Consider the following 19,628-nt stretch of genomic DNA (forward strand, 5'->3'; position numbering starts at 1 on the left):
CCTGGGGAACATCACCGGCGCGCGGCTGGTTGCGCGACTCGTGGCCGCCAGGACCGACACCGACACCGACGAACGGACCCACGCGGCCCGGTCGTTCTGGCTGACGGCCGCGTCGTTCCTGGTCGTCATGTCGTTCATGACGGTGCCGACGCCGCTCTACGGGCTCTACGAGGAGCGCAACGGCTTCGGCCCCTTCACCGTGACCCTCGTCTTCGCCGCGTTCGGTGCAGGCGTCGTGCTGGGCCTGGTTCTCCTGGGGCACGTGAGCGACCACGTCGGGCGTCGTCGCCTGCTGCTGGGTGTGGTGGTGCTCGAGGCGGCCTGTGCCGTGGGCTTCGCGGCTGGGAGCGCGACGTGGTGGCTGCTGGTGCTGCGGTTCCTCACCGGGCTCGGAGTCGGTGGGTGCGCGCCCACCGCGACCGCCTACCTCCTCGAGCTGCACGCCTGTTGGCGTCCCGGTGCCGCCCCGGTCCTGGGGCGGACCGTCGCCAACGTCGCCAACCTGGGTGGGCTCGCGATCGGACCGCTGGTCGCGTCGCTGGCCTCGCTGCTCCCGCGGCCCCTCAGCACCCCGTACGTCGTCTACGTGATGCTGCTCGTCGGCGTCGGCGTCGCACTGCGCCGCGTGCCCGAGACGGTGTCCGGCGACGTCGTGGCCGCGCCCTGGCGCTACCGCCCGCAGCGCCTCGTGATCGACCGCGAGGTCCGGGCACCGTTCGTCGGAGCGGCGGTCGCCGCGTTCAGCAGCTTCGCGGTGCTGGCCTTCATCACGGCGCTGACCGGGCAGTTCCTCGTGCAGGTGGTCGGGACGACGTCGCGGGTCGTGACCGGCGCCATCGTGACGACGGTGCTGGCCGGTGGCGTCGTCAGCCAGGTCGTGCTCAGCCGTGCTGCGCGCCGACGCCAGCTGCAGGTCGGCGCCGCGCTGGTCACCGGCGGTGTGGTCGTGATGGCCGGCGCGGGTCAGACCGGTGCCCTGGCGGCGTACGTGGTGGGCGGCTTCCTCACGGCCGGCGGCGTCGGCCTGGTCTTCTCGGCGTCCGTCGCCACCGTGTCGGGGCTGGCTGCCCCCGAGCGTCGGGCCGGGACCCTCGCCACGCTCTTCGCTGCGGCCTACGTCGGTCTGACCGTGCCCGTGGTGGTGATCGGTGCGCTGCTGACGGCGCTCGACGTCACACCCGTGCTCACGGGCCTCGCTGCGCTCGTCGCGCTCGCCGTGCCGGCCGGCATCGCGATGCTGGTCCGCCAGAGCGACTGACCGTGCTTTGCTGGGAGGCGTGACCGACAACGCCGTCGCTGCCCTCCCCGCCCTGGTCGCCGCCCTGCCCGAGGGGGTCGTGACCGTCGACCCCGACGTGGTCGAGCCCTACCGCTGGGACTGGTCGCACGACGTCTCGGCCGGCACGCCCCTCGCGGTCGTGCGCGCCGAGACGGCCGAGCACGTGCGGACCGCCGTGTGCTGGGCCGCCGAGCACGGTGTGCCCGTCGTGCCGCGCGGCGCCGGCAGCGGCCTGTCGGGCGGGTCGTCGGCCGTCGACGGCGGCATCGTGCTGAGCCTGGAGCGCATGCGCGCCATCGAGATCGACACCGAGTGCCGCGTGGCTGTCGTCGAGCCCGGCGCCCTCAACATCGAGGTCAAGGCGGCCGCCGCCGAGCACGCCCTGTGGTACCCGCCCGACCCCTCGTCGTACGAGATCTGCTCGATCGGCGGCAACGTCGCCACCAACGCCGGCGGCCTGTGCTGCGTCAAGTACGGCGTCACCACCGACTACGTGCTCGGCCTCGACGTCGTGCTGGCCGACGGCACGCTGATCACCCTGGGCGGCAAGCGCGTCAAGGACGTCGCCGGGCTGTCGCTGCTCAAGCTCTTCGTCGGCAGCGAGGGCACCCTCGGCGTCGTCACCCGCGCGATCCTGCGGCTCGTGCCGGCGCAGGCGCCGCGCTCGACGCTGGTCGCGTCGTTCGGCTCGGTGACCGCGGCCGCACAGGCCGTCGTCGCGGTCGGGCGCACGATGCGGCCCTCGATGATGGAGCTGATGGACCAGACCTCGATCAACGCCGTCGAGGACTACAAGCCGATGGGCCTCGACCGCTCGACCGCCGCCCTGCTCGTCGCCCAGTCCGACGCCCCCGGCGCCGCCCGCGCCGAGGAGGTCGCGGTCATGCAGGCCGCCTGCGAGGCCGCCGGCGCCGAGGTCTTCGTGACCGACGACCCGGCCGAGGGCGAGATGTTCGTCGCCGCCCGCCGGATGGCGTTCCCGGCCATCGAGGCCCGCGGCTCGATCCTGCTCGAGGACGTCGGCGTCCCGATCCCGCTGCTGCCCGAGCTGCTCGCCCGGATCGCCGCGATCGCCGTACGCCACGGCGTCGAGATCCCCGTCGTCGCCCACGCCGGCGACGGCAACACCCACCCGATCATCGTCTACACGCCCGAGTCCGAGGACCGCGCGCGCACCGCCTTCCACGAGGTGATGGCCGCCGCGATCGCCCTGGGCGGCACGATCACCGGCGAGCACGGCGTCGGCCGCGCCAAGGCCGCCGCCCTGCCCGACCAGCTCGGCCCCGACGTCATGGAGCTCAACCGGCGCGTCAAGCGCGCCCTGGACCCCGCCGGCATCCTCAACCCGGGGGCGCTCGGGCTCTGAGGGCGCGGGTCGCTGCGCTGGTCGCCGTGGCGCGCTCGAAGTCCGACACCCGGCCCGCCTGTGGCACGTCCTGGAGCGGCGGCGTCGGGCCTACTTCCCCGCGGGCACCGACGTCCGCGTCTCAGGCGCGATGAACGCGACCGATCGAGTGCTGCGCGCAGCTGCGGACGCGGCAACAGGTCGCCGATCCGGGCGCGACCGGTAGGCGCGGACGTGGTGGCCGAGGCACACCCGCGCCCCCGCGCGCGGCACGTTCGGGCGGTGGGTGAGCCACCTTTGTTCATGCCAAGCCTGCTGCGGAAGGTGGCTCTCACACCGCCCCGGTGCCGGGTGGCCCGACCCAGCGGCTGAGCGGCGACGGCGTCGGGCGGATGAGCACTGGACACGCTCGCCGGCCTCGGCCGACGCGACGCGGCGCGCGCTGACCAGGGCCGGCGTCGACGCGCGGCTGGTGACGTACGACGACGGGCACGCCTTCGAGCCGGCGTTCGTCGCGGCGATGGACCGCACGATCGTGTTCTTCCGGGCGCAGGGGGTCTGAGTCGGCGGGTCCTAAGGTGGAGGGCATGACGATCCTCGAGCGCAAGCTGTTCGGCCCCGGCCCGTCCAACCCCTACCCCGAGGCGACCTCGGCGCTGGGGCTGCCGCTGCTCGGTCACCTCGACCCGGCGTTCGTGACGCTGATGGACGAGACCTGCGACATGCTGCGCCAGGTCTGGGGCACCGACAACGCCCGCACCCTGCCGATCTCGGCGACCGGGTCGGCCGGGATGGAGGCGGCGTTCGTCAACACCGTCCACGAGGGCGACGTCGTGGTCGTCGCGGTCAACGGGCTCTTCGGCCAGCGGATGGCCGAGGTCGCGTCGCGCTGCGGCGCCGAGGTCGTCACCGTCGAGCACGAGTGGGGCACCCCGGTCGACGTCGACCGCGTCGTCGCCGCCCACCCCAGCCCCAAGATCATCGCCGCCGTGCACGCCGAGACCTCGACCGGCGTCCGCTCCGACATCGCCGCCCTCGGCGCGGCCAAGGGTGACGCGCTGCTGCTGGTCGACGCGGTCACGAGCATCGCGGGCATCGAGCTGCGCGCCGACGACTGGGGCGTCGACCTCGGCTACGCCGGCACCCAGAAGTGCCTCGGCGTGGCGCCGGGCCTCGCGCCGTTCACCATCGGCGAGCGCGCCTGGGAGCGCCGCGTCGAGCGTCCCCGCTCGTGGTACCTCGACCTCGGCCTGCTCGGCGGCTACGTCGGCGAGGCGTCCGGCAAGGGGGCCAAGCGCACCTACCACCACACCGCTCCCGTCGCGATGGTCGTCAGCCTGCACGCCGGCCTGACCCGCATCCTCGACGAGGGCCTGCCCGCTGTCTGGGCGCGCCACGAGGCCGCCGGCGCCCTGCTGCAGGACGGTCTGGAGGAGATGGGCCTCGAGCTCTTCGCCGAGAAGGGCTCGCGGCTGCCCGACCTGACGACCGTCAAGGTGCCCGAGGGCGTCGACTCCGCGGCCGTCCGCGGCCAGCTGCTCGAGACCTACGGCATCGAGATCGGCGCCGGTGCCGGCCCGTACGCCGCCACCGTGTGGCGCATCGGCCTGATGGGCCACAACGCCCGCCCCGACGCCGCGCTGCTGGTGCTCGCCGCGCTGCGCGAGGTGCTCGGCCGCTGACCCGGCCGCCGCGGGACGCCGTCAGGGCGTCCCGTGCGCCGATACTCGGCGCAGGGCCCAGCACCGAGTCGAGCAGTCCCGACACCGATCCCCGCGAGGACCCACCATGGCCACCACCGTCGACGCCCCGGCCGCCACCCGTCGTGGTCACCCGGCCGGCTTCGCCCTCGCGCTCGGCGCGGTCCTGGTGATGATGGCCGGGGCCAGCGCCCCGTCGCCGTTCTACCCGGTGCTCCAGCGCGCCATCGGGTTCTCCCCGGCCACGCTGACGGGCATCTTCGCGGTGTACGCCGTCGCCCTGCTCCTCACGCTGCTCGTGACCGGTTCGCTGTCCGACCACCTGGGCCGCCGCCCGGTCCTCTCGGGGGCCCTGGCCCTGCTGGCCGTGAGCATGCTGGTCTTCTGGCACGCCGACTCCGTCACGCTCCTGGTCACCGCCCGCGTGGTCCAGGGCGTCGCCAGCGGTCTGCTGCTCTCCGCCCTCACCGCCACCGTGGTCGATCTCGAGCCCCCCGGCCGCCCCGGGATCGCCCCCACCGCCAACAGCGTGATGCCGTTGGCCGGCCTCGCGCTCGGCGCCCTGGTCGGCGGGGCCGTGATCGACGTGAGCGACTCTCCGCTGGGCGCGGTCTTCGGTGCCCTCGCCGCCGTCTACGCCGTCCTCGCGCTGGCGGTCTGGCTGCTGCCCGAGACCTCTCCGCGCCACGCCGGAGTGCTGCAGTCGTTCCGGCCGACCGTCGGCGTCCCGGTCGCCGCGCGCCCCGCCTTCGCGCGTAGCGCACCGGCCCTGTTCGCCGGGTGGGCCACCGGTGGGCTCTACCTCTCGCTCGGCGCGCCGATCGTGGCGCAGGAGCTCGGTGGCGCCGACCACGTGGAGCAGGGCCTCGTCGTCACCACGCTGACCGGCATCGGCGCCCTGTCGTGCTTCGCGGCCCGCAACCGGACCTCGCGCCAGATCACGCTTTACGGCACGACCGCACTGGCCCTCGGCACCGCACTCACGTTAGTCGCCCTCGCACTCGGCTCCTACTGGGGCTTCATCGCCGCCGCCGTGGTCGCCGGCTCCGGCTTCGGCACCTCCTTCCTCGGCATCATGCGCTCCATCACGCCGACCGTCGGTCCCGACGAGCGGGGCGAGCTGTTCGCCTCGGTCTTCGTGGTCAGCTACCTCGCGTTCGGCGTCCCGGCCGTCATCGCCGGCATCGCCGCCCCCCACGTCGGCCTTGCGATCACCACGTACGCCTACGGCGGCCTGGTCATCGTCCTGTCCGCGACGGCGGCGCTCCTGCGCAAGTACCGCTCGACCGACTGACGACCGGTCCGGCGAGCGACACCACGACCCCGCGGTCGCCGGTCCGCCACCGGACGACGCGCCTCAGCGCGCCGCGGCGGACAGCGGGAGGTCGGTCCCGGCCACCTGCACCTGGGTCCCGACGGGCGTTGTCCGCTCGCAGGCCCCGCGGGTCGTGCACCGCACGACGACGTGGTCGAATCCCTCGGCGTTCTCGCCGGTCGCGGTCACCACCAGGAAGGAGTCGTCGCCCTCGAGGACCACCTGGTCGGTCAGCACGACGTCGTAGGTGACCGCCTCGGGATCGGGGAACGGGAAGGCGAACGCGACGGCGCCGTCGCCGTCGCGGGCGCTCTGCAGGGTCAGCACCACCGGTGTTCCCGCGTCGTCGGGGACCGAGGTCACGACCTCCACGGTGCCGTCGGCCGAGCGCGCGGCGACGTCGACGTCGTCCATCGCGCCGTCGTCCTCCCAGGACTCGGCCAGGGCCCGGTCGGCCGGCTCGAGGGCGTCGTAGCCCGAGGCGCGGCGACGGTAGGGCCCGCGGACGACCGCGAGGTCCTCGCCGGTCACGGCGTCCATCACCGTGACGACCGTCGGACCACTGCGGTCCTGCACGGGGAACAGCACGTGGCCGGTCCCGGTCACGAGCGCCGGCAACCGGTTGTAGGTGTCGTGGGGCTCGCCGACGGACGTGACCGACCCGTCGTCGGCGACCGTGACGATCCGGCCGCCCATCGACAGGTAGGTGCGACCCCGGTAGCCGCCGAGGGGGTACGCGCCCGCGAGGTCGTCGGGAAGGGCGATCTTCCGGCCGTCGTGGAACAGGCGGTCGTCGACGACCACGTCGACGCGTGGGGGCGGCCCGGTCGGGAGGTCGGGGACGACGACGCGGACGGCGTCGACCGACGGGCTTGCCGGCGCGGACGAGGTGGGGGTGGTGCTCGTGACGGCGGGGGCCACGGTCGGAGCGTCGTCGTCCTCGCGGCCGCAGCCGGCGAGCGCGAGCACCAGCACCAGGACGGCGAGGGCGGGGCAGCGGGTCGGCACGGCGGGCCTCCAGGGGTCGGGAGACGTGAGACGCACCGACGGGCGCAGAAGTTGTCCGCCCTCCCCTGGGTGCGAGCCGGGGCGATGGCAGGCTGGAGCCATGAGCTCCCTGCCTGACACCGGCTCCTCCCCGACCGTGGTCGTCGTGACCGGCGCCAACGGGCTCGTCGGCGCCCACGTCTGCGTCGCGCTCGTCGAGCGCGGCGCGACGGTGCGTGCCGTCGTACGACGGGCGGGCACGGCGCCGCAGCTGCGCGACGTCGAGGAGCACGTCGGGGACTTCACCGACCCGGGCTTCGCCGCCGAGGTGGTGGCCGGCGCCGACGCCGTCGTCTCCACGGTCCACCCGATGGGCGACGACCGTGAGACCCAGGAGCGGATCGGGGTGCAGGGCACCGCGACCCTCGCCCGTGCCGCGGCCGACGCCGGCGTCGCGCGCCTCGTGCACGTCTCGACCGCCGCCGTCTACGACCGCTCGCCCGAGGCCGGTGACGTCGACGAGTCCTCCCCGCTGGTCGACGACGACGCCAACGACTACGCCGTCACCAAGCGCGACACCGACGCCGCGGTCGCGGCGGTCGACGGCCCCACCCGGGTCCTGCTCCGGCCGCCCGCGATCCTCGGTGCAGGCGCGACCTCGGTGTGGAACGCCCTGCGGCCGGCGGCGTTGCGCGACGACGAGCGCGCGCGGCACGCCGTGCCCGACCAGTCGTGGCCCTGGGTGCACGTCACCGACCTGTCTGCCATCGCCGCCGACCTGGCCGTGGGTCGCGTCGCCGAGTCCGACGACCCCGCCCGCGGACCGGTCCCCGGTGGCTGCACTCCGCTCAACGTCGCGGGCGAGCCCGCCCGGTGGCGCGACTACCTCGGCACCGTCGCGCGGGCCGTCGGCGTCGACCCCGTGTGGGACGACGGGGCCGCCTGGACCGGGCGGCTCGACAGCGACCGCGCCCACGCCTGGGGCTGGACCCCGACCGTGACCCTCGACGCCGCGCTGGCCGAGCTGGCGGCCGGCCTTGCCTGACCCGACCGACGTCACCGGCTCGCTCGCCGACCGCCTGCTCGACGCGCAGGTCGCCTTCCACCTCGAGCGGCTGACCGGTGACGCCCTCGCCGCCACCGTCGCGCGGCTGGCCGAGGGCGTGCTCGACGCCGCCGACGGCCACCAGCTCGCCGACCTCGTCGACGCGGCGGTGCTCAAGGACGTCGTGACCCGCGCCCTGACCGACGTACCTGGCAGTGCGGCGGTGGCCGGCTTCATCGAGCTCGGTCGCGACGTCGTGCGCGCCGGGCCGGGCGAGCCGCTGCCGCTGACCGACGTGATCGCCCGCGACCAGGTCGAGCGGCTGCTCGACGAGGCACTGGCCCTGACCCCGGTGCTCGAGCGCGGGCTCGAGCGGCTGACCGCCAGCCCCCTCGTCGGCACCGCCGTCAGCCGCTTCATGGGTCGCATCGTCGCCGAGGCGCTCGCGGCCAACCAGGCCGTCGCCGACAAGGTGCCGGGGCTCGGGTCGCTGTTCTCGCTCGGTACCCGCGCCGCCGCCGGCGTCGTGGGCGCCGCCGACAAGCAGCTCGACGGGCTCCTGGCCGACACCGCCGGCAAGGGCGGCACCCTGGCCGTACGACGCATGAACCGCATCGTCGTCGACACCTTGCGCGACCCCACGACCCGCGAGGCGGTCCTGCAGGTGTGGGACCTCGTCGCCGCCGAGCCGGTCAGCGGCCTGGGCGAGCACGTCACCGACGAGGAGGTCGCCGGCGTCGTCGACGCCGCCCACGACCTCGTGGTCACGACGCTGGCCCACCCCCGCACCGTGGCGCTCGCCCACGCCGTGGTCGACGGCTTCCTCGCGGGCTTCGGCGGCTACACGCCCGGCGAGCTGCTCGCCGAGCTCGACCTCGACCGGGCCGACCTCGTCGCCGACCTGGTGCGCCTGGCCCCCGCGGTGGTCGAGGCGCTGGTCGAGTCGGGCGACCTCGAGCGGATGCTGCGCGCCGAGCTCGCGCCGTTCTACGCCGGCGACGCCGTCGCCGCGCTGCTGGAGGGATAGCCCCTCAGCGCAACGCGACCAGCCGGTCGAGGTCGTCGAACGGCAGCCCGTGGTCGGCGACGGCGGTGACGCTGGACCAGTCGAGGTTGGCCCCGCCGGACACGGTGGTCATGAACGCCGTGTCGGCGGCGTCGCGCCCGGTGGCGATCCGCACCAGCGAGGAGCGCGGGGCCAGCGCGGTGGCGTCCAGGACGTACCAGCCGCCCGCGACGTAGGCCTCGACGACCGCGTGGAAGTCCATCGGGTCGCAGCCGGGGGCGTAGACCGCGGCCAGCCGGGCCGGCACCCGCAGCGCGCGCAGCATCGCGATCACCAGGTGGGCGTAGTCGCGGCACACGCCCGCGCCGCTGAGCAGGGTCTCGGTGGCGCCGTCGGTCGGGCCGCTGCTGCCCGGCACGTAGACCAGCCGGGTGCCGACCCACGACGACACGGCCTCGAGCAGCTCGGCGCCGCTGACCCCGTGGAACTCCGAGAACGCGAACCCGCCGAACGTGTCGGACTCGATGTAGCGGCTGGGACGGCGGTAGAGCGACAGGTCCAACAGCGTCGGCTCCGGCACCTCGGCGGTGCCGCTGACTCGGGCCTGGTAGCTCACGGTGGTGTAGCCCGGCGGCAGCGTCACCAGGTGCAGCCGCCCGTCGTGGGGCACCTCGACCTCGACCGTGGTGAGCTCGCCGCTCTCGTGCAGCACGACCAGGGCCTCGCTCACCTCGAGCCCCGGCGTGCGCGCCACGGCGACCTGCAGCTCGATCTCGCAGGTGTCGTACGCCGTGATGCCGAGCTCGGCGCCCACCGTGCGGTCCATGGCCGGATGCTCACACGCGCGCCACGACGAGGGCACACCGGGGCGGGTGGGCCGGGGTGGGTGGGCCGGGGCGGGTGGCCGGGTTGCGTCGGTCCTTCGGCTGCGGTGGTCTCGACGTGCCCGTTGCGACCTCGTTCCTCGGTCGCAGGGCCCGCTCGACCTGCGAGCACCACGGCACGCCGCTCGTTCCTCGCGGCGTGCCTGTGCTCTTGATCGATCCAAGTGGACCGGGCGGGCGACACCCCCCGCCCCCTCGGTAGCGTGACCCGCCACGAGCACCCCTCGGGGTGCGCACGCGATCCGGAGGTAGAGCAGATGGTCGATGTCGATCGGGTCCTGGACGAGGCGGGGCTGAAGAACCCCCACGTCCGCGAGTACGTCAGCTACTGGGCCGGCGTGACCGAGCCCGACCGCATCGAGGTGGTCAACGCCTCCGACGACGCGCGGTTGTGCGCGGAGGCGGTCGAGGCCGGCGAGCTTTTCCCGGCCGGCGAGGGGCGCTACTACTCGCGCTCCTACTACAAGGACACCGCGCGCTCCGAGGAGCGCACCATCGTCGCGACCAGCAACCCCCACGACAAGGGCGTCTACAACAACTGGCGCGACGCCGAGGAGATGACGGCCGGCCAGCTCGAGCGGATGCGCGGGCAGAGCAGGGGCAAGACGATGTACGTCGTCCCCTACCTCATGGCGCCCCCCGGCTCGCCGCTGGAGCAGTACGCCGCCGGCGTCGAGCTTACCGACAACCGCCCGGTCGTGCTCCACATGATCCGGATGGCCCGCGTCGGCACCGACCACCTCGACAACCTCGCCGACCCCGCGACGTTCGTGCGCGCCGTCCACGTCACCGGCGACCTGGAGAACCTCGGCCAGGGCACCCCCGACGACCAGCGCTACTTCGTGACCGTCGCCGACCAGCGCACGATCCTCCACTTCGGCTCCTCCTACGGCGGCAACGCCCTGCTCGGCAAGATCGCCCACGGCCTGCGCCAGGCCTGCTACGACGGCCGCGCCAGCGGCAAGTTCCTCGCCGAGCAGTTCATGCTGCTCGGCATCACCGACAAGCAGACCGGGAAGAAGTGGCACGTCTGCGGCGGCTTCCCGAGCGCCTCGGGCAAGACCAACCTGGCGATGACGCTGGCGCCCGACGCGATGGGCGACCGCTACCACGTCGACTTCTACGGCGACGACATCGCCTGGCTGTGGGTCGGCGACGACGGTCGCGTCTACGGCATGAACCCCGAGTTCGGCGTGTTCGGCGTCGCCAAGGACACCAACGAGCTGACCAACCCCACCGCGCTCGAGTCGATCCTCCCGGGCAGCGGCGCGATCTTCACCAACGTGGCCTACAACCCCACCACCCAGGACGTGTGGTGGGAGGGCAAGACGCCGCAGCCGCCCGCCGACGTCACCGGCTGGGAGGACTGGAAGGGCGACAGGATCGCCGACCGCCCTGCGGGCGACGACAGCCCCTGGGCCCACCCCAACAGCCGCTTCACCACGACGCTGGCCAACGTGCCCAACGTGGCGTCCGACTTCGCCGACCCCGCCGGCGTGCCGATCGACGCGATCATCTTCGGCGGCCGCACCCGCGACCGCGAGCCGCTGGTCCGCGCGATCACCGACCTGGCCGAGGGCGTCTACGACGGGCTGACCCTGGGCGCCGAGGCGACGTTCGCCGCCGACGGCCTCGACGGCCAGCTGCGCTACGACCCGATGTCGATGCGGCCCTTCATGGCCTACGGCGAGGGCGACTACGCCGCGCAGTGGCTGTCGATCATCGGCGCGGCCACCGACCAGCCGATCTTCGCCCACGTCAACTGGTTCCAGAAGGACCCCGAGGACGGGCACTTCCTGTGGCCCGGCTACCGCGAGAACCTCCGGCCCCTGCTCTGGCTGTGCCAGCTCAAGGACGGCGAGGTCTCCGGTCGCCAGACCCCCGTCGGCGTCCTCCCGACCCTCGACGAGCTCGACCTGACCGGGCTCGACGTGCCTAGCGAGGACCTCGACCGCATCCTGGGTCTCGACCTCGAGCGGTGGCGCCAGGAGATGGGCTTCCGCGAGGACCACCTCCGGCAGTTCGAGCGGCTGCCCGAGGCGATCTGGGAGGCGCACCGGCGCGTGGCCAAGGCCCTCGACACGGCCTAGCTCCGGCGCTCCGGGCGTCCCGACGAACGGACGTCCGGCCCCGGGGCAGAAAATCCGCAGAACTTCCCGGTGAGGATCGGGTCACAAACCGGCTCGCATGGTCCAGGATGCCACTCAGTGCCATCGCGGCGCTGACGGCCGTACGCCGTCCCTTCACCAGGGAGACATCTTGTCCTCGAACCCCCTCGCAGGCCGGAGGCGACACGTCCGCCTCCTCGGCCTGGCCACGGCCAGCCTGGCCGTGGCGCTCACCGGTGCGCTGGTCGCGCCGAGCCCGACCGTGGCCGCCGACCCGGCCTCCCCGGCGTCGGACCGTCAGATCCCGAAGGGCTCCGCGCCCAGCACCTACGACGCGGGTCGCTACGTCGTGGTCCTCAAGGCCGCGCCCGCCGCGTCGTACGACGGCAGCAACCGTCGGTTCGCGGCCACGCGGGCCGCGGGCGGTCAACAGTTCCGCGCCGACTCCGCCGCGACCCGGGCCTACACCACCTACCTGCGCCGCACGCAGGACGCGCTGGCCGGCAAGGTCGGCGCGACCGCCCGGGAGCACTACACGATCGCGCTCAACGGCTTCGCCGCCCGGCTCACCGGCCCCCAGGCGACCCGGTTGTCGCAGGACAAGTCGGTGCTGCTGCTGGCCGAGGACGCGCTGCTGAAGAAGGACACCTGGAACACCCCGACCTTCCTCGGGCTCGACGGCCCCGGCGGGGCGTGGACCGCGCACGGCAGCAACCGCAAGAACGCCGGTGGCGGCATCGTCGTCGGTGACATCGACTCCGGCTACTGGCCCGGCCCGTCGTTCAGCGGTGCGCCGCTGAGCACCGCTCCGGTGACCAAGTGGGACATCACCATGGACGGTGACGGCAACACCCGCATGGAGAAGCTCGACGGCTCCGTCTTCCGCGGGCAGTGCGAGACCGGCCAGGCGTTCACCACGTCCAACTGCACCTCCAAGGTGATCGGCGCGCGCTACTACCCCGACGCCTACCTCGACCAGACCGCCCCCGAGGACCGGCCCGACTCCGAGTACATCTCGCCGCGCGACGGCTCCGGGCACGGCTCCCACACCGCCAGCACCGCCGCGGGCGGCGTCACCGGCCCCGTGAGCGTCGAGGGCCGCACCTTCGGCACCGTCTCCGGCATGGCGCCCGCCGCCAAGCTCGCGATCTACAAGGTCTGCTTCGAGAACGTCGACCCCGACCTCAGCGGCTGCGCCACCTCGGCGAGCCTCGCGGCCATCGACGACGCGGTCGCCGACGGCGTCGACGTCATCAACTACTCGATCTCGGGCGCGCAGGACACCGTCCTGGACGCCGTCGAGCTCGCCTTCGAGGGTGCAGCCGAGGCCGGCGTCTTCGTCGCGGCGTCGGCCGGCAACAGCGGCCCGACGGCCGCCACGGTCGCCCACAACAGCCCGTGGCTGACCACCGTCGCCGCGGGCACCCACGTCAACTTCGAGGCCACCATCGTCCTGGCCGACGGCAACACGCTGGTGCCCGACAAGATCGTCGGCGCCTCCATCATCGGTGCGCCGGTCGGACGCCGTCCGATCGTCACCGCCGAGGCCAGCGTGGTCGCCGGCGGCGACGCGGCCGACGCCCGCATCTGCGGGCCCGACACCCTCGACCCCGCCAAGGTCGCCGACAAGATCGTGGTCTGTTACCGCGGCACCTACGACCGGGTCGCCAAGAGCGCCGAGGTCGAGCGGGCGGGGGGCGCCGCGATGATCCTGGTCAACCCGACGCCCAACAGCCTCGACGCCGACTTCCACGCCGTCCCGACCGTCCACATCTCCGACACCGACGGCGCCACGCTCGCCGACTTCCTGGCGACCGCGACCGCCCCGACGGCGCTGTTCTCGCCGGGCAACAAGACCTCCGACGTGACGCCGCTGCCGCAGGTGGCCGGCTTCTCCTCGCGCGGTCCGGCGCTCGCCCAGGACGGCGACATCCTCAAGCCCGACATCACCGCCCCGGGGGCCAGCGTGCTCGCCGCGGTCGCGCCGCCGTCCAACCAGGGCCGCGCCTACGACCTCTACTCGGGCACCTCGATGTCGGCCCCGCACATCACCGGCCTCGCGGCGTTCCTGCTCGGGGTCCACCCCGAGTGGACGCCGATGCAGATCAAGTCGGCCATGATGACGACCGCCTCGAAGATGAAGAACGCCACCGGCGGCAACAGCTCCGACGTCTTCGCCACCGGCGCCGGCCAGGTCGACCCGAAGAAGTTCTTCGACCCGGGCCTGTTCGTCACCGAGACCGGTCGCGGCTGGCGCGGCTTCATCACCGGTCAGGGCCTCGACACCGGCGTCCCCGCCGTCGAGGCCAAGGACCTCAACCTCCCGTCGTTCGCCGACGGTGGCGTGGCCGGCTCGACCACGATCACCCGCAGCTTCCGCGCCTCGCGCGTCGGCACCTGGAAGATCAGCTCCTACCTGCCGGGCTTCACCGTCACCCCGTCGGTGGCCAAGGTCGTGTCCAAGCGCGTCAACGACGTCGTCGACGTGACCTTCACCTTCACCCGGACCACCGCGCCGCTCGGCACCTACGCCAAGGGCACCATCACCCTGGCCGGCCCCACCCTCGTGCGGATGCCGGTCGCCATGCGCCCGGTCCTGGTCGACGCCCCGACGTCGGTCACCGGCACCGGTGGCACCGGCTCGGTCGAGGTCCCGGTCACCGCCGGGTTCACCGGCACCCTCGACCTGACGGCCACCGGCCTGGTCGCCCCCAGCGCCGGCAGCTACAGCGACGCCATCCCGGTCGGCGAGTTCTACTACGACTGCTGGACCGTCACGCCGGGCACCACCAGGGCCGCGATCTTCGACGTCGACGCCGTGGACGACACCGCCGACCTCGACCTGACGGTCTACTCGGCGTCGGCGTGCGACTTCGCCGCCATCGACGCCATCGCCGGTACGTCGGCGACCGGGTCGGCCGACGAGCGCGTGGTCATCGCCGATCCCGACCACCCGGTCTACATCACCGAGGTCGCCGGCTACGCCGCCGGCCAGGGTGGCGCCCCGATCGCGTTCAGCAACGCCTCCTACGACGTCGGGGGCGGCACCGCGGTCGGCGACCTCACCGTCGCGCCCGACCCGCTGCCGGTCACGCAGGCCGAGGACACGTCGTACACCGCGTCGTGGACGGGCCTGGTGCCCAACCGCTACTTCGGACTGGTCGACTACGCGGGCAGCACCGACACCACGCTGCTCCAGGTGGACGTCGCGGGGTGCCCGCCCGTCAGGCCCGCAGGCGCCCGCTGCTGAGCGACAGGCACGTCACACCGAACGGCACCCGGGTCCGCCCGGGTGCCGTTCGGCGTTCCCGGACCGGCGAGCGTCGCGACACGGCACACTCTCCCTTCGTGAGGCCTCGTGGTGGAAGCGTGCTCGAGCGGCTCGTGGGGCTGCTCTACCGCGCCTCCGGGCGGCGCTACCGCTACGTCGTGCTGGTCGGCGAGGCCGCCTCGGCGGTGCTGGTCGCCGCGGTGTCGGTCGTGGTGGTGTCGACCTACTACGACCCGCCGTGGCGCGACGTCGTGCTCGTCGGCGCCGTGGGCGTGCTCGCCACGGCCGTGGCGGTCTCGTGCTCGGTGTGGTGGGGCGGCCGCGACGCCGCCGTGATCGACCGCTGGAAGGCCACGGCGATGCCGACCCCGCGCGAGACGGCCGCGGCCTGGCGCGTCGCCACGACGTTCACGCTGCGCCAGTACCGCCGGCTCTCGGTGCTGGTCGGGGCGGCGTCGATCGTGCCGACCGTGGCCGCGGCCACCGTGGTCTGGGACCTCGGCTGGTCGGGGGCCGGGGCGCTCGTCCTCGCCGCGGTCATCCCCGGGTTCTACGGCACGGTGCTCAGCTTCAGCGTCGGGGAGATCCTGGTCCGCCCGCTGGTCGAGGAGATCGCCGCCGAGCTGCCCGACGACCTCGCGTTCGTGCCGCACGGGCTGTCGCTCGCGCGCCGGCTGCGGCTCTCGGTGCCGGCGTACACGACGACGACGGGGGTGGTGGTCGCCGGACTCCTCGGCGGGTCGACCGACGGCCCCGACGGCTCGGGTCGTCTGGTGCTGACCGTGGTCGTGTCGCTCGCGGTCGGGCTGTTCCTGTCGCTGGAGCTGACCAACCTGCTCACCGTGAGCATCACCCGGCCGCTCGGACAGGTGCGCGCCCAGCTCGCACGGGTCCGCGACGAGGACTACGCAGCACGGGCGCCGGTGCTCAGCAGCGACGAGCTCGGCGAGCTGGCCCACGACTTCAACCGGATGGCGCGCGGGCTGGCCGAGCGCGAGGAGCTGCGCAACGCGTTCGGCACCTACGTCGACAAGGAGGTCGTGCGGCTGATCCTGTCGGGGCAGGTGCCGGCCGCCGGGGTCGAGGTCGACGTGTCGATCCTGTTCTGCGACGTCCGCGGGTTCACCGCCTACGCCGAGCGGGCCGAGGCCACCGAGGTCGTCGCGACCCTCAACGCCCTGTTCGCCGAGATCGTGCCGGTCGTCGAGGCCTACGGCGGCCACGTCGACAAGTTCCTCGGTGACGGCCTGATGGCGGTGTTCGGGGCGCCCGAGCGGCAGCTCGACCACGCCGACCGCGCGGTCGACGCCGCCCGGATGATCGTCGACGCGGTCGACCTCGGGGTCAGCGGGCTGCGGGTCGCGGCCGGCGTCAACTCCGGTCGGGTCGTGGCGGGTCCGCTGGGCGGTGCGGGGCGGCTCAACTTCAGCGTCATCGGCGACGCCGTCAACGTGGCCGCCCGGGTCGAGGCGGCGACCCGCGACACCGGCGACGACCTGCTCATCACCGCCGCGACCCGCGACCTGCTGACCCGGCCCCAGCCGCTGGTCGCGCGCGGCCTGGTCGCGCTCAAGGGCAAGTCGGAGCCGGTGGAGGTCTTCGCCCCGGTCGCCGGCCGGCCCCTCCCCACGGAGGTAGCCGGACCCCGGGAGCAGCCGGTCGACTGAGGAGATGTCACCCCTTCCCTGGTACGACGTCACCGGTCCTCCCGCCGGCCCACCCGTCGTCCTGCTCCACGCCTTCCCGCTGTCGTCGACGGTCTTCGACCGGTTGCGCCGTCACCTCGACGGCTCGCGGGTCGTGCGCGTCGACCTGCCCGGGCTGGGGCGCAGTGCCCCGGCGGCCGTCGGTGAGCCGTCGGTGGCCGCGATGGCCGACGCGGTCGTCGCCGTCCTCGACGCCGAGGGGGTCGAGCGCGCGGTCGTGCTCGGCGTCTCGACCGGCGGCTACGTCGCCCTCGAGCTCGCCGCCCGGCACCCCGACCGCGTCAGCGGGCTCGTGCTCGGCAGCACCACGACCCGGGTGATCGAACCCGACGTGCCGGCCCAGCGGCGCGCGCTCGCCGACGAGCTCGACGCGACCGGCGACCTCGACGCGCTGGTCAAGGGTGCCGACGCCGGGCTGGGGCGCACCGCGCTGCGCGAGCAGCCCACCCTGCTGCCGCTGCTGCAGGAGGTCGTGGCCGCCAGCGACCCGGTCGGTGTCGCGTGGGTGGCCCGCGCCGTCGCCGGGCGACGCGACACGACCGCCGACCTCGCGGCGTACGACGGGCCGGTCCTGCTGCTCTTCGGCGACGAGGACACCGAGACCCCGCCGGTCCGGGCGGCCGAGATGGCGGCGGCGCGCGGTGCTCGCGCCACCCGGACCGTCGTGCTGGCGCGCACCGGCCACCTCACGGTGCTCGAGCGGCCGCTGCAGGCCGCCGCAGCGCTCCTCGACATGGTCGGCTGACACCGCACGTCACGACGTCGGTCCCTCGACGCGGGTCGTCACCGGCAGTACCGTCACGAGATGGGTGCCGACGAGGGCAGGAGCGGCGACGCCGCCGGGTTCGTGGGGGCGGTCGCCGACGTCTACGAGCGTCTGCTGGTGCCGATGATCTTTGCCGAGCCGGCCGAACGCCTCGCGGGGCTGGTCGCAGAGCGGGCGCCGCACGACGTGCTGGAGACGGCTGCGGGCACCGGCGCCCTGACCCGCGCGCTGGTGCGCCGGTGCCCGGACGCCCTGATCACCGCGACCGACCTCAACCGCCCGATGCTCGCGGCGGCGGCGCACGCGCCGGGGCTGGCGGCCGAGGAGCGGGTGACGTGGGCGCCCGCCGACGCGCTCGACCTGCCGTACGCCGACGCGTCGTTCGACGTGGTGGCCTGCCAGTTCGGGGTGATGTTCTTCCCCGATCGGGTCCGCGGCTACGCCGAGGCGCGGCGGGTGCTGCGCCCGGGAGGGGCCTTCGTCCTCGACACCTGGGACCGCATCGAGACCAACGAGCTCGCGTGGGTGATCGAGTCGGCGATCAACGCGACCGTGCCCGACGACCCGCTGCTCTTCATGGGCCGCACCCCGCACGGCTACCACGACCCCGACGTCGTGCGCGCCGACCTCGCCGCGGCCGGCTACGTCGACGTCACGGTCACGCCGGTCGACGGCACCTCCGTCACGACGCCCGCCGACGCCGCGGTCGCCTACTGCCAGGGCACGCCGCTGCGGGTGGCCCTCGACGCCCACGCGACGCTCGATGCCGACCGCGCCACCCAGGTCGCTGAGCGCGCCCTGCGGGAGCGCTACGGGGACGGGCCGATCAGCGCCCCCACACGGTGGTTCGAGGTCGTCGCGACGACGCCGGACGGCCCGGTCACCTCGCGGTGACCGGGCCGTCCGTGGGGGGCGTGCGGTGGATCAGCCCTCGAAGCAGGCGCCGGTGAAGTCGTAGCCCGACGCGGTCGGTCCGGCCATGAAGTCCTTGGCCAGCTTCAGGCCCGCGGGCGCCGACGGGTCGACCGTGCTGATGACGCTCTCGGTGAAGATGTCGTTGTCGCCCGTACGGTCGCCCGCCGCCTCGGGCAGCATGCCCTCGTAGTCGACCGACTCCAGGTCGCCGACGGCCTCGTAGAGGCCCTCGCGGGTCTTGTCGTAGGTGTCGCCGTCGAGCCACTTCTCGAGCGCGGCCTTCATCGGGTAGCTCCAGGCCCAGCCGGCGGTGTAGCCGTCGTTGGGCTGCTCGACGTCGCCGAGGGCCTCGCGCATCGCCTGGTGGCCGGGGGTGTCGGTGCCGTAGCTGCCCCAGGGGCCGACGTGGGCGAAGGCCTTCTCGAGGGCCGGCGCGGCCGGGCTGTCGAGCAGGGCCGGGTTCCAGGTCGGGGCCAGGCCGACGAAGCCGCCGGTGAAGCCCTGGGCGACGGCCTGGCCGACGATGACGCCGGTCTCGGTCGGGCCGACCCCGAGGATCACGAGGTCGGGCTTCTTGCCGACGACGGCGCTGATCGCGCCGGCTTGGCTCTCGGCGCCGGGCGCGGTCTCGACGAACTCGAAGTCGGCGCCCGCGGCCTTGGCCGCGATCTCGGCGCCGGCGGCGCCGTCGCCACCGAAGTCGCCGGGGAAGCCGACGGCCATCACGCTGTCGACGTCCTGGGACTCGCTGAAGTAGTCGACGGCGTTCATCGCGTCGACGCAGTACGACGAGCCGGACTCGAGGATGTTGTCCTCGAAACCCCACAGCGACGTCCACGAGGCCGGGGCGCCGACGACGTCCTGGCCCTTCATCTGCTCGAGGATGGCGAGCGTGGTCGGCGAGCCGAGGGTCTGCGCGAGCGCGAGCACGTCGGGCTCCATCTCGGTGTAGAGCTGGGCGTGCGTCTCGGGGTTGTAGAGGTTGTCCTTGACGTACTTGGTGACGTCGATGTCGTAGCCACCGATGCCGCCCTGCTCGTTGACCCGGTTCCAGAAGGCCTTCTGAGCGGCGGTGATCGGGACGCCGAGCGCGGCGAACGGGCCCTGGGTCAGGTCGGAGATGGTGCCGAGGTAGATGCACCCGTTGTCCTTGTTGACCGCCTCGGGGCAGGCGTCCTCGGTGACGCCCGGCGCGTTGATGGCGCCGCCCGCGCCACCGTCGTCGCCCCCACGACACCCGCTCAGCACGAGCGCAGCGACTGCCAGCGCGATGCCTGTCTTGTGCACCTTCACAGCACGTA

14 protein-coding genes are annotated in these 19,628 nt (G+C 73.8%); 11 read left to right on the forward strand and 3 right to left on the reverse strand.

The genetic code is table 11. From position 1 onward, the window contains the following. The first annotated feature begins 40 nt into the window (after nt 1-40). The 4 genes from FZC61_RS21895 to FZC61_RS21910 all read left to right on the forward strand — a co-directional run bounded on the left by FZC61_RS21895 (nt 41) and on the right by FZC61_RS21910 (nt 5,618). Nucleotides 41-1,258: an MFS transporter gene (locus tag FZC61_RS21895; protein WP_148616394.1), complete on the forward strand. Its 1,218-nt coding sequence runs from the start codon at nt 41-43 to the stop codon at nt 1,256-1,258. 19 nt (nt 1,259-1,277) lie between these two features. Continuing rightward, the gene (locus tag FZC61_RS21900) at nt 1,278-2,645 is read left to right on the forward strand and encodes an FAD-binding oxidoreductase (protein WP_148616395.1); all 1,368 of its coding nucleotides are present in this window, start codon (nt 1,278-1,280) and stop codon (nt 2,643-2,645) included. A 566-nt stretch (nt 2,646-3,211) separates the two neighbouring features. Then, nucleotides 3,212-4,306, forward strand: a complete 1,095-nt coding sequence (locus FZC61_RS21905) for a pyridoxal-phosphate-dependent aminotransferase family protein (protein ID WP_148616396.1) — start codon at nt 3,212-3,214, stop codon at nt 4,304-4,306. Nucleotides 4,307-4,412: 106 nt separating this feature from the next. Beyond that, nucleotides 4,413-5,618, forward strand: a complete 1,206-nt coding sequence (locus tag FZC61_RS21910; RefSeq protein WP_148616397.1) for an MFS transporter — start codon at nt 4,413-4,415, stop codon at nt 5,616-5,618. 63 nt (nt 5,619-5,681) lie between these two features. Here FZC61_RS21910 and FZC61_RS21915 read toward each other — a convergent pair whose 3' ends face one another. After that, nucleotides 5,682-6,647 (reverse strand): hypothetical protein, encoded by a 966-nt coding sequence (locus FZC61_RS21915; RefSeq protein ID WP_148616398.1) that lies wholly within the window; start codon nt 6,645-6,647, stop codon nt 5,682-5,684. Between the two features lie 100 nt (nt 6,648-6,747). Between FZC61_RS21915 and FZC61_RS21920 the strand changes: the two genes are divergently transcribed. Both FZC61_RS21920 and FZC61_RS21925 read left to right on the forward strand, forming a co-directional pair. Continuing rightward, entirely contained in the window at nt 6,748-7,671 is a 924-nt protein-coding gene (locus FZC61_RS21920) for an NAD-dependent epimerase/dehydratase family protein (RefSeq protein ID WP_148616399.1), read from the forward strand. Beyond that, the gene (locus FZC61_RS21925; RefSeq protein ID WP_148616400.1) at nt 7,664-8,698 is read left to right on the forward strand and encodes a hypothetical protein; all 1,035 of its coding nucleotides are present in this window, start codon (nt 7,664-7,666) and stop codon (nt 8,696-8,698) included. The genes FZC61_RS21920 and FZC61_RS21925 overlap by 8 nt, the downstream gene beginning before the upstream one ends. A 4-nt stretch (nt 8,699-8,702) precedes the next feature. Here the strand turns inward: FZC61_RS21925 and FZC61_RS21930 are convergent, their stop codons facing one another. Next, nucleotides 8,703-9,503 carry a transglutaminase-like domain-containing protein gene (locus tag FZC61_RS21930; RefSeq protein ID WP_148616401.1) on the reverse strand — a complete coding sequence of 267 codons (801 nt, stop codon included), beginning with the start codon at nt 9,501-9,503 and terminating at the stop codon, nt 8,703-8,705. A 315-nt stretch (nt 9,504-9,818) separates the two neighbouring features. On the opposite strand from FZC61_RS21930, the gene FZC61_RS21935 reads away from it, so the two are divergent. The 5 genes from FZC61_RS21935 (at nt 9,819) to FZC61_RS21955 (ending at nt 18,306) form a co-directional block, all read left to right on the forward strand. Beyond that, nucleotides 9,819-11,651 (forward strand): phosphoenolpyruvate carboxykinase (GTP), encoded by a 1,833-nt coding sequence (locus FZC61_RS21935; RefSeq protein WP_148616402.1) that lies wholly within the window; start codon nt 9,819-9,821, stop codon nt 11,649-11,651. Between the two features lie 169 nt (nt 11,652-11,820). Beyond that, complete coding sequence (locus FZC61_RS21940; RefSeq protein WP_170286227.1) at nt 11,821-14,919, forward strand: S8 family serine peptidase; 3,099 nt, start codon at nt 11,821-11,823, stop codon at nt 14,917-14,919. 119 nt (nt 14,920-15,038) lie between these two features. Then, nucleotides 15,039-16,607 (forward strand): adenylate/guanylate cyclase domain-containing protein, encoded by a 1,569-nt coding sequence (locus tag FZC61_RS21945; protein WP_211357396.1) that lies wholly within the window; start codon nt 15,039-15,041, stop codon nt 16,605-16,607. Nucleotides 16,608-16,611: 4 nt separating this feature from the next. Beyond that, a complete protein-coding gene (locus FZC61_RS21950; RefSeq protein WP_148616405.1) occupies nt 16,612-17,391 on the forward strand; it encodes an alpha/beta fold hydrolase in 780 nt (259 codons plus the stop codon). Nucleotides 17,392-17,451: 60 nt separating this feature from the next. Continuing rightward, nucleotides 17,452-18,306 (forward strand): class I SAM-dependent methyltransferase, encoded by an 855-nt coding sequence (locus FZC61_RS21955; RefSeq protein ID WP_148616406.1) that lies wholly within the window; start codon nt 17,452-17,454, stop codon nt 18,304-18,306. 30 nt (nt 18,307-18,336) lie between these two features. On the opposite strand, the gene FZC61_RS21960 is transcribed toward FZC61_RS21955, so the two are convergent. Further along, a complete protein-coding gene (locus tag FZC61_RS21960) occupies nt 18,337-19,620 on the reverse strand; it encodes an ABC transporter substrate-binding protein (RefSeq protein ID WP_148616407.1) in 1,284 nt (427 codons plus the stop codon). Between the last annotated feature and the right edge of the window lie 8 nt (nt 19,621-19,628).

The organism is Nocardioides rubriscoriae (assembly GCF_008087085.1).
GTDB classification, from domain to species: Bacteria; Actinomycetota; Actinomycetes; order Propionibacteriales; family Nocardioidaceae; genus Nocardioides; species Nocardioides rubriscoriae.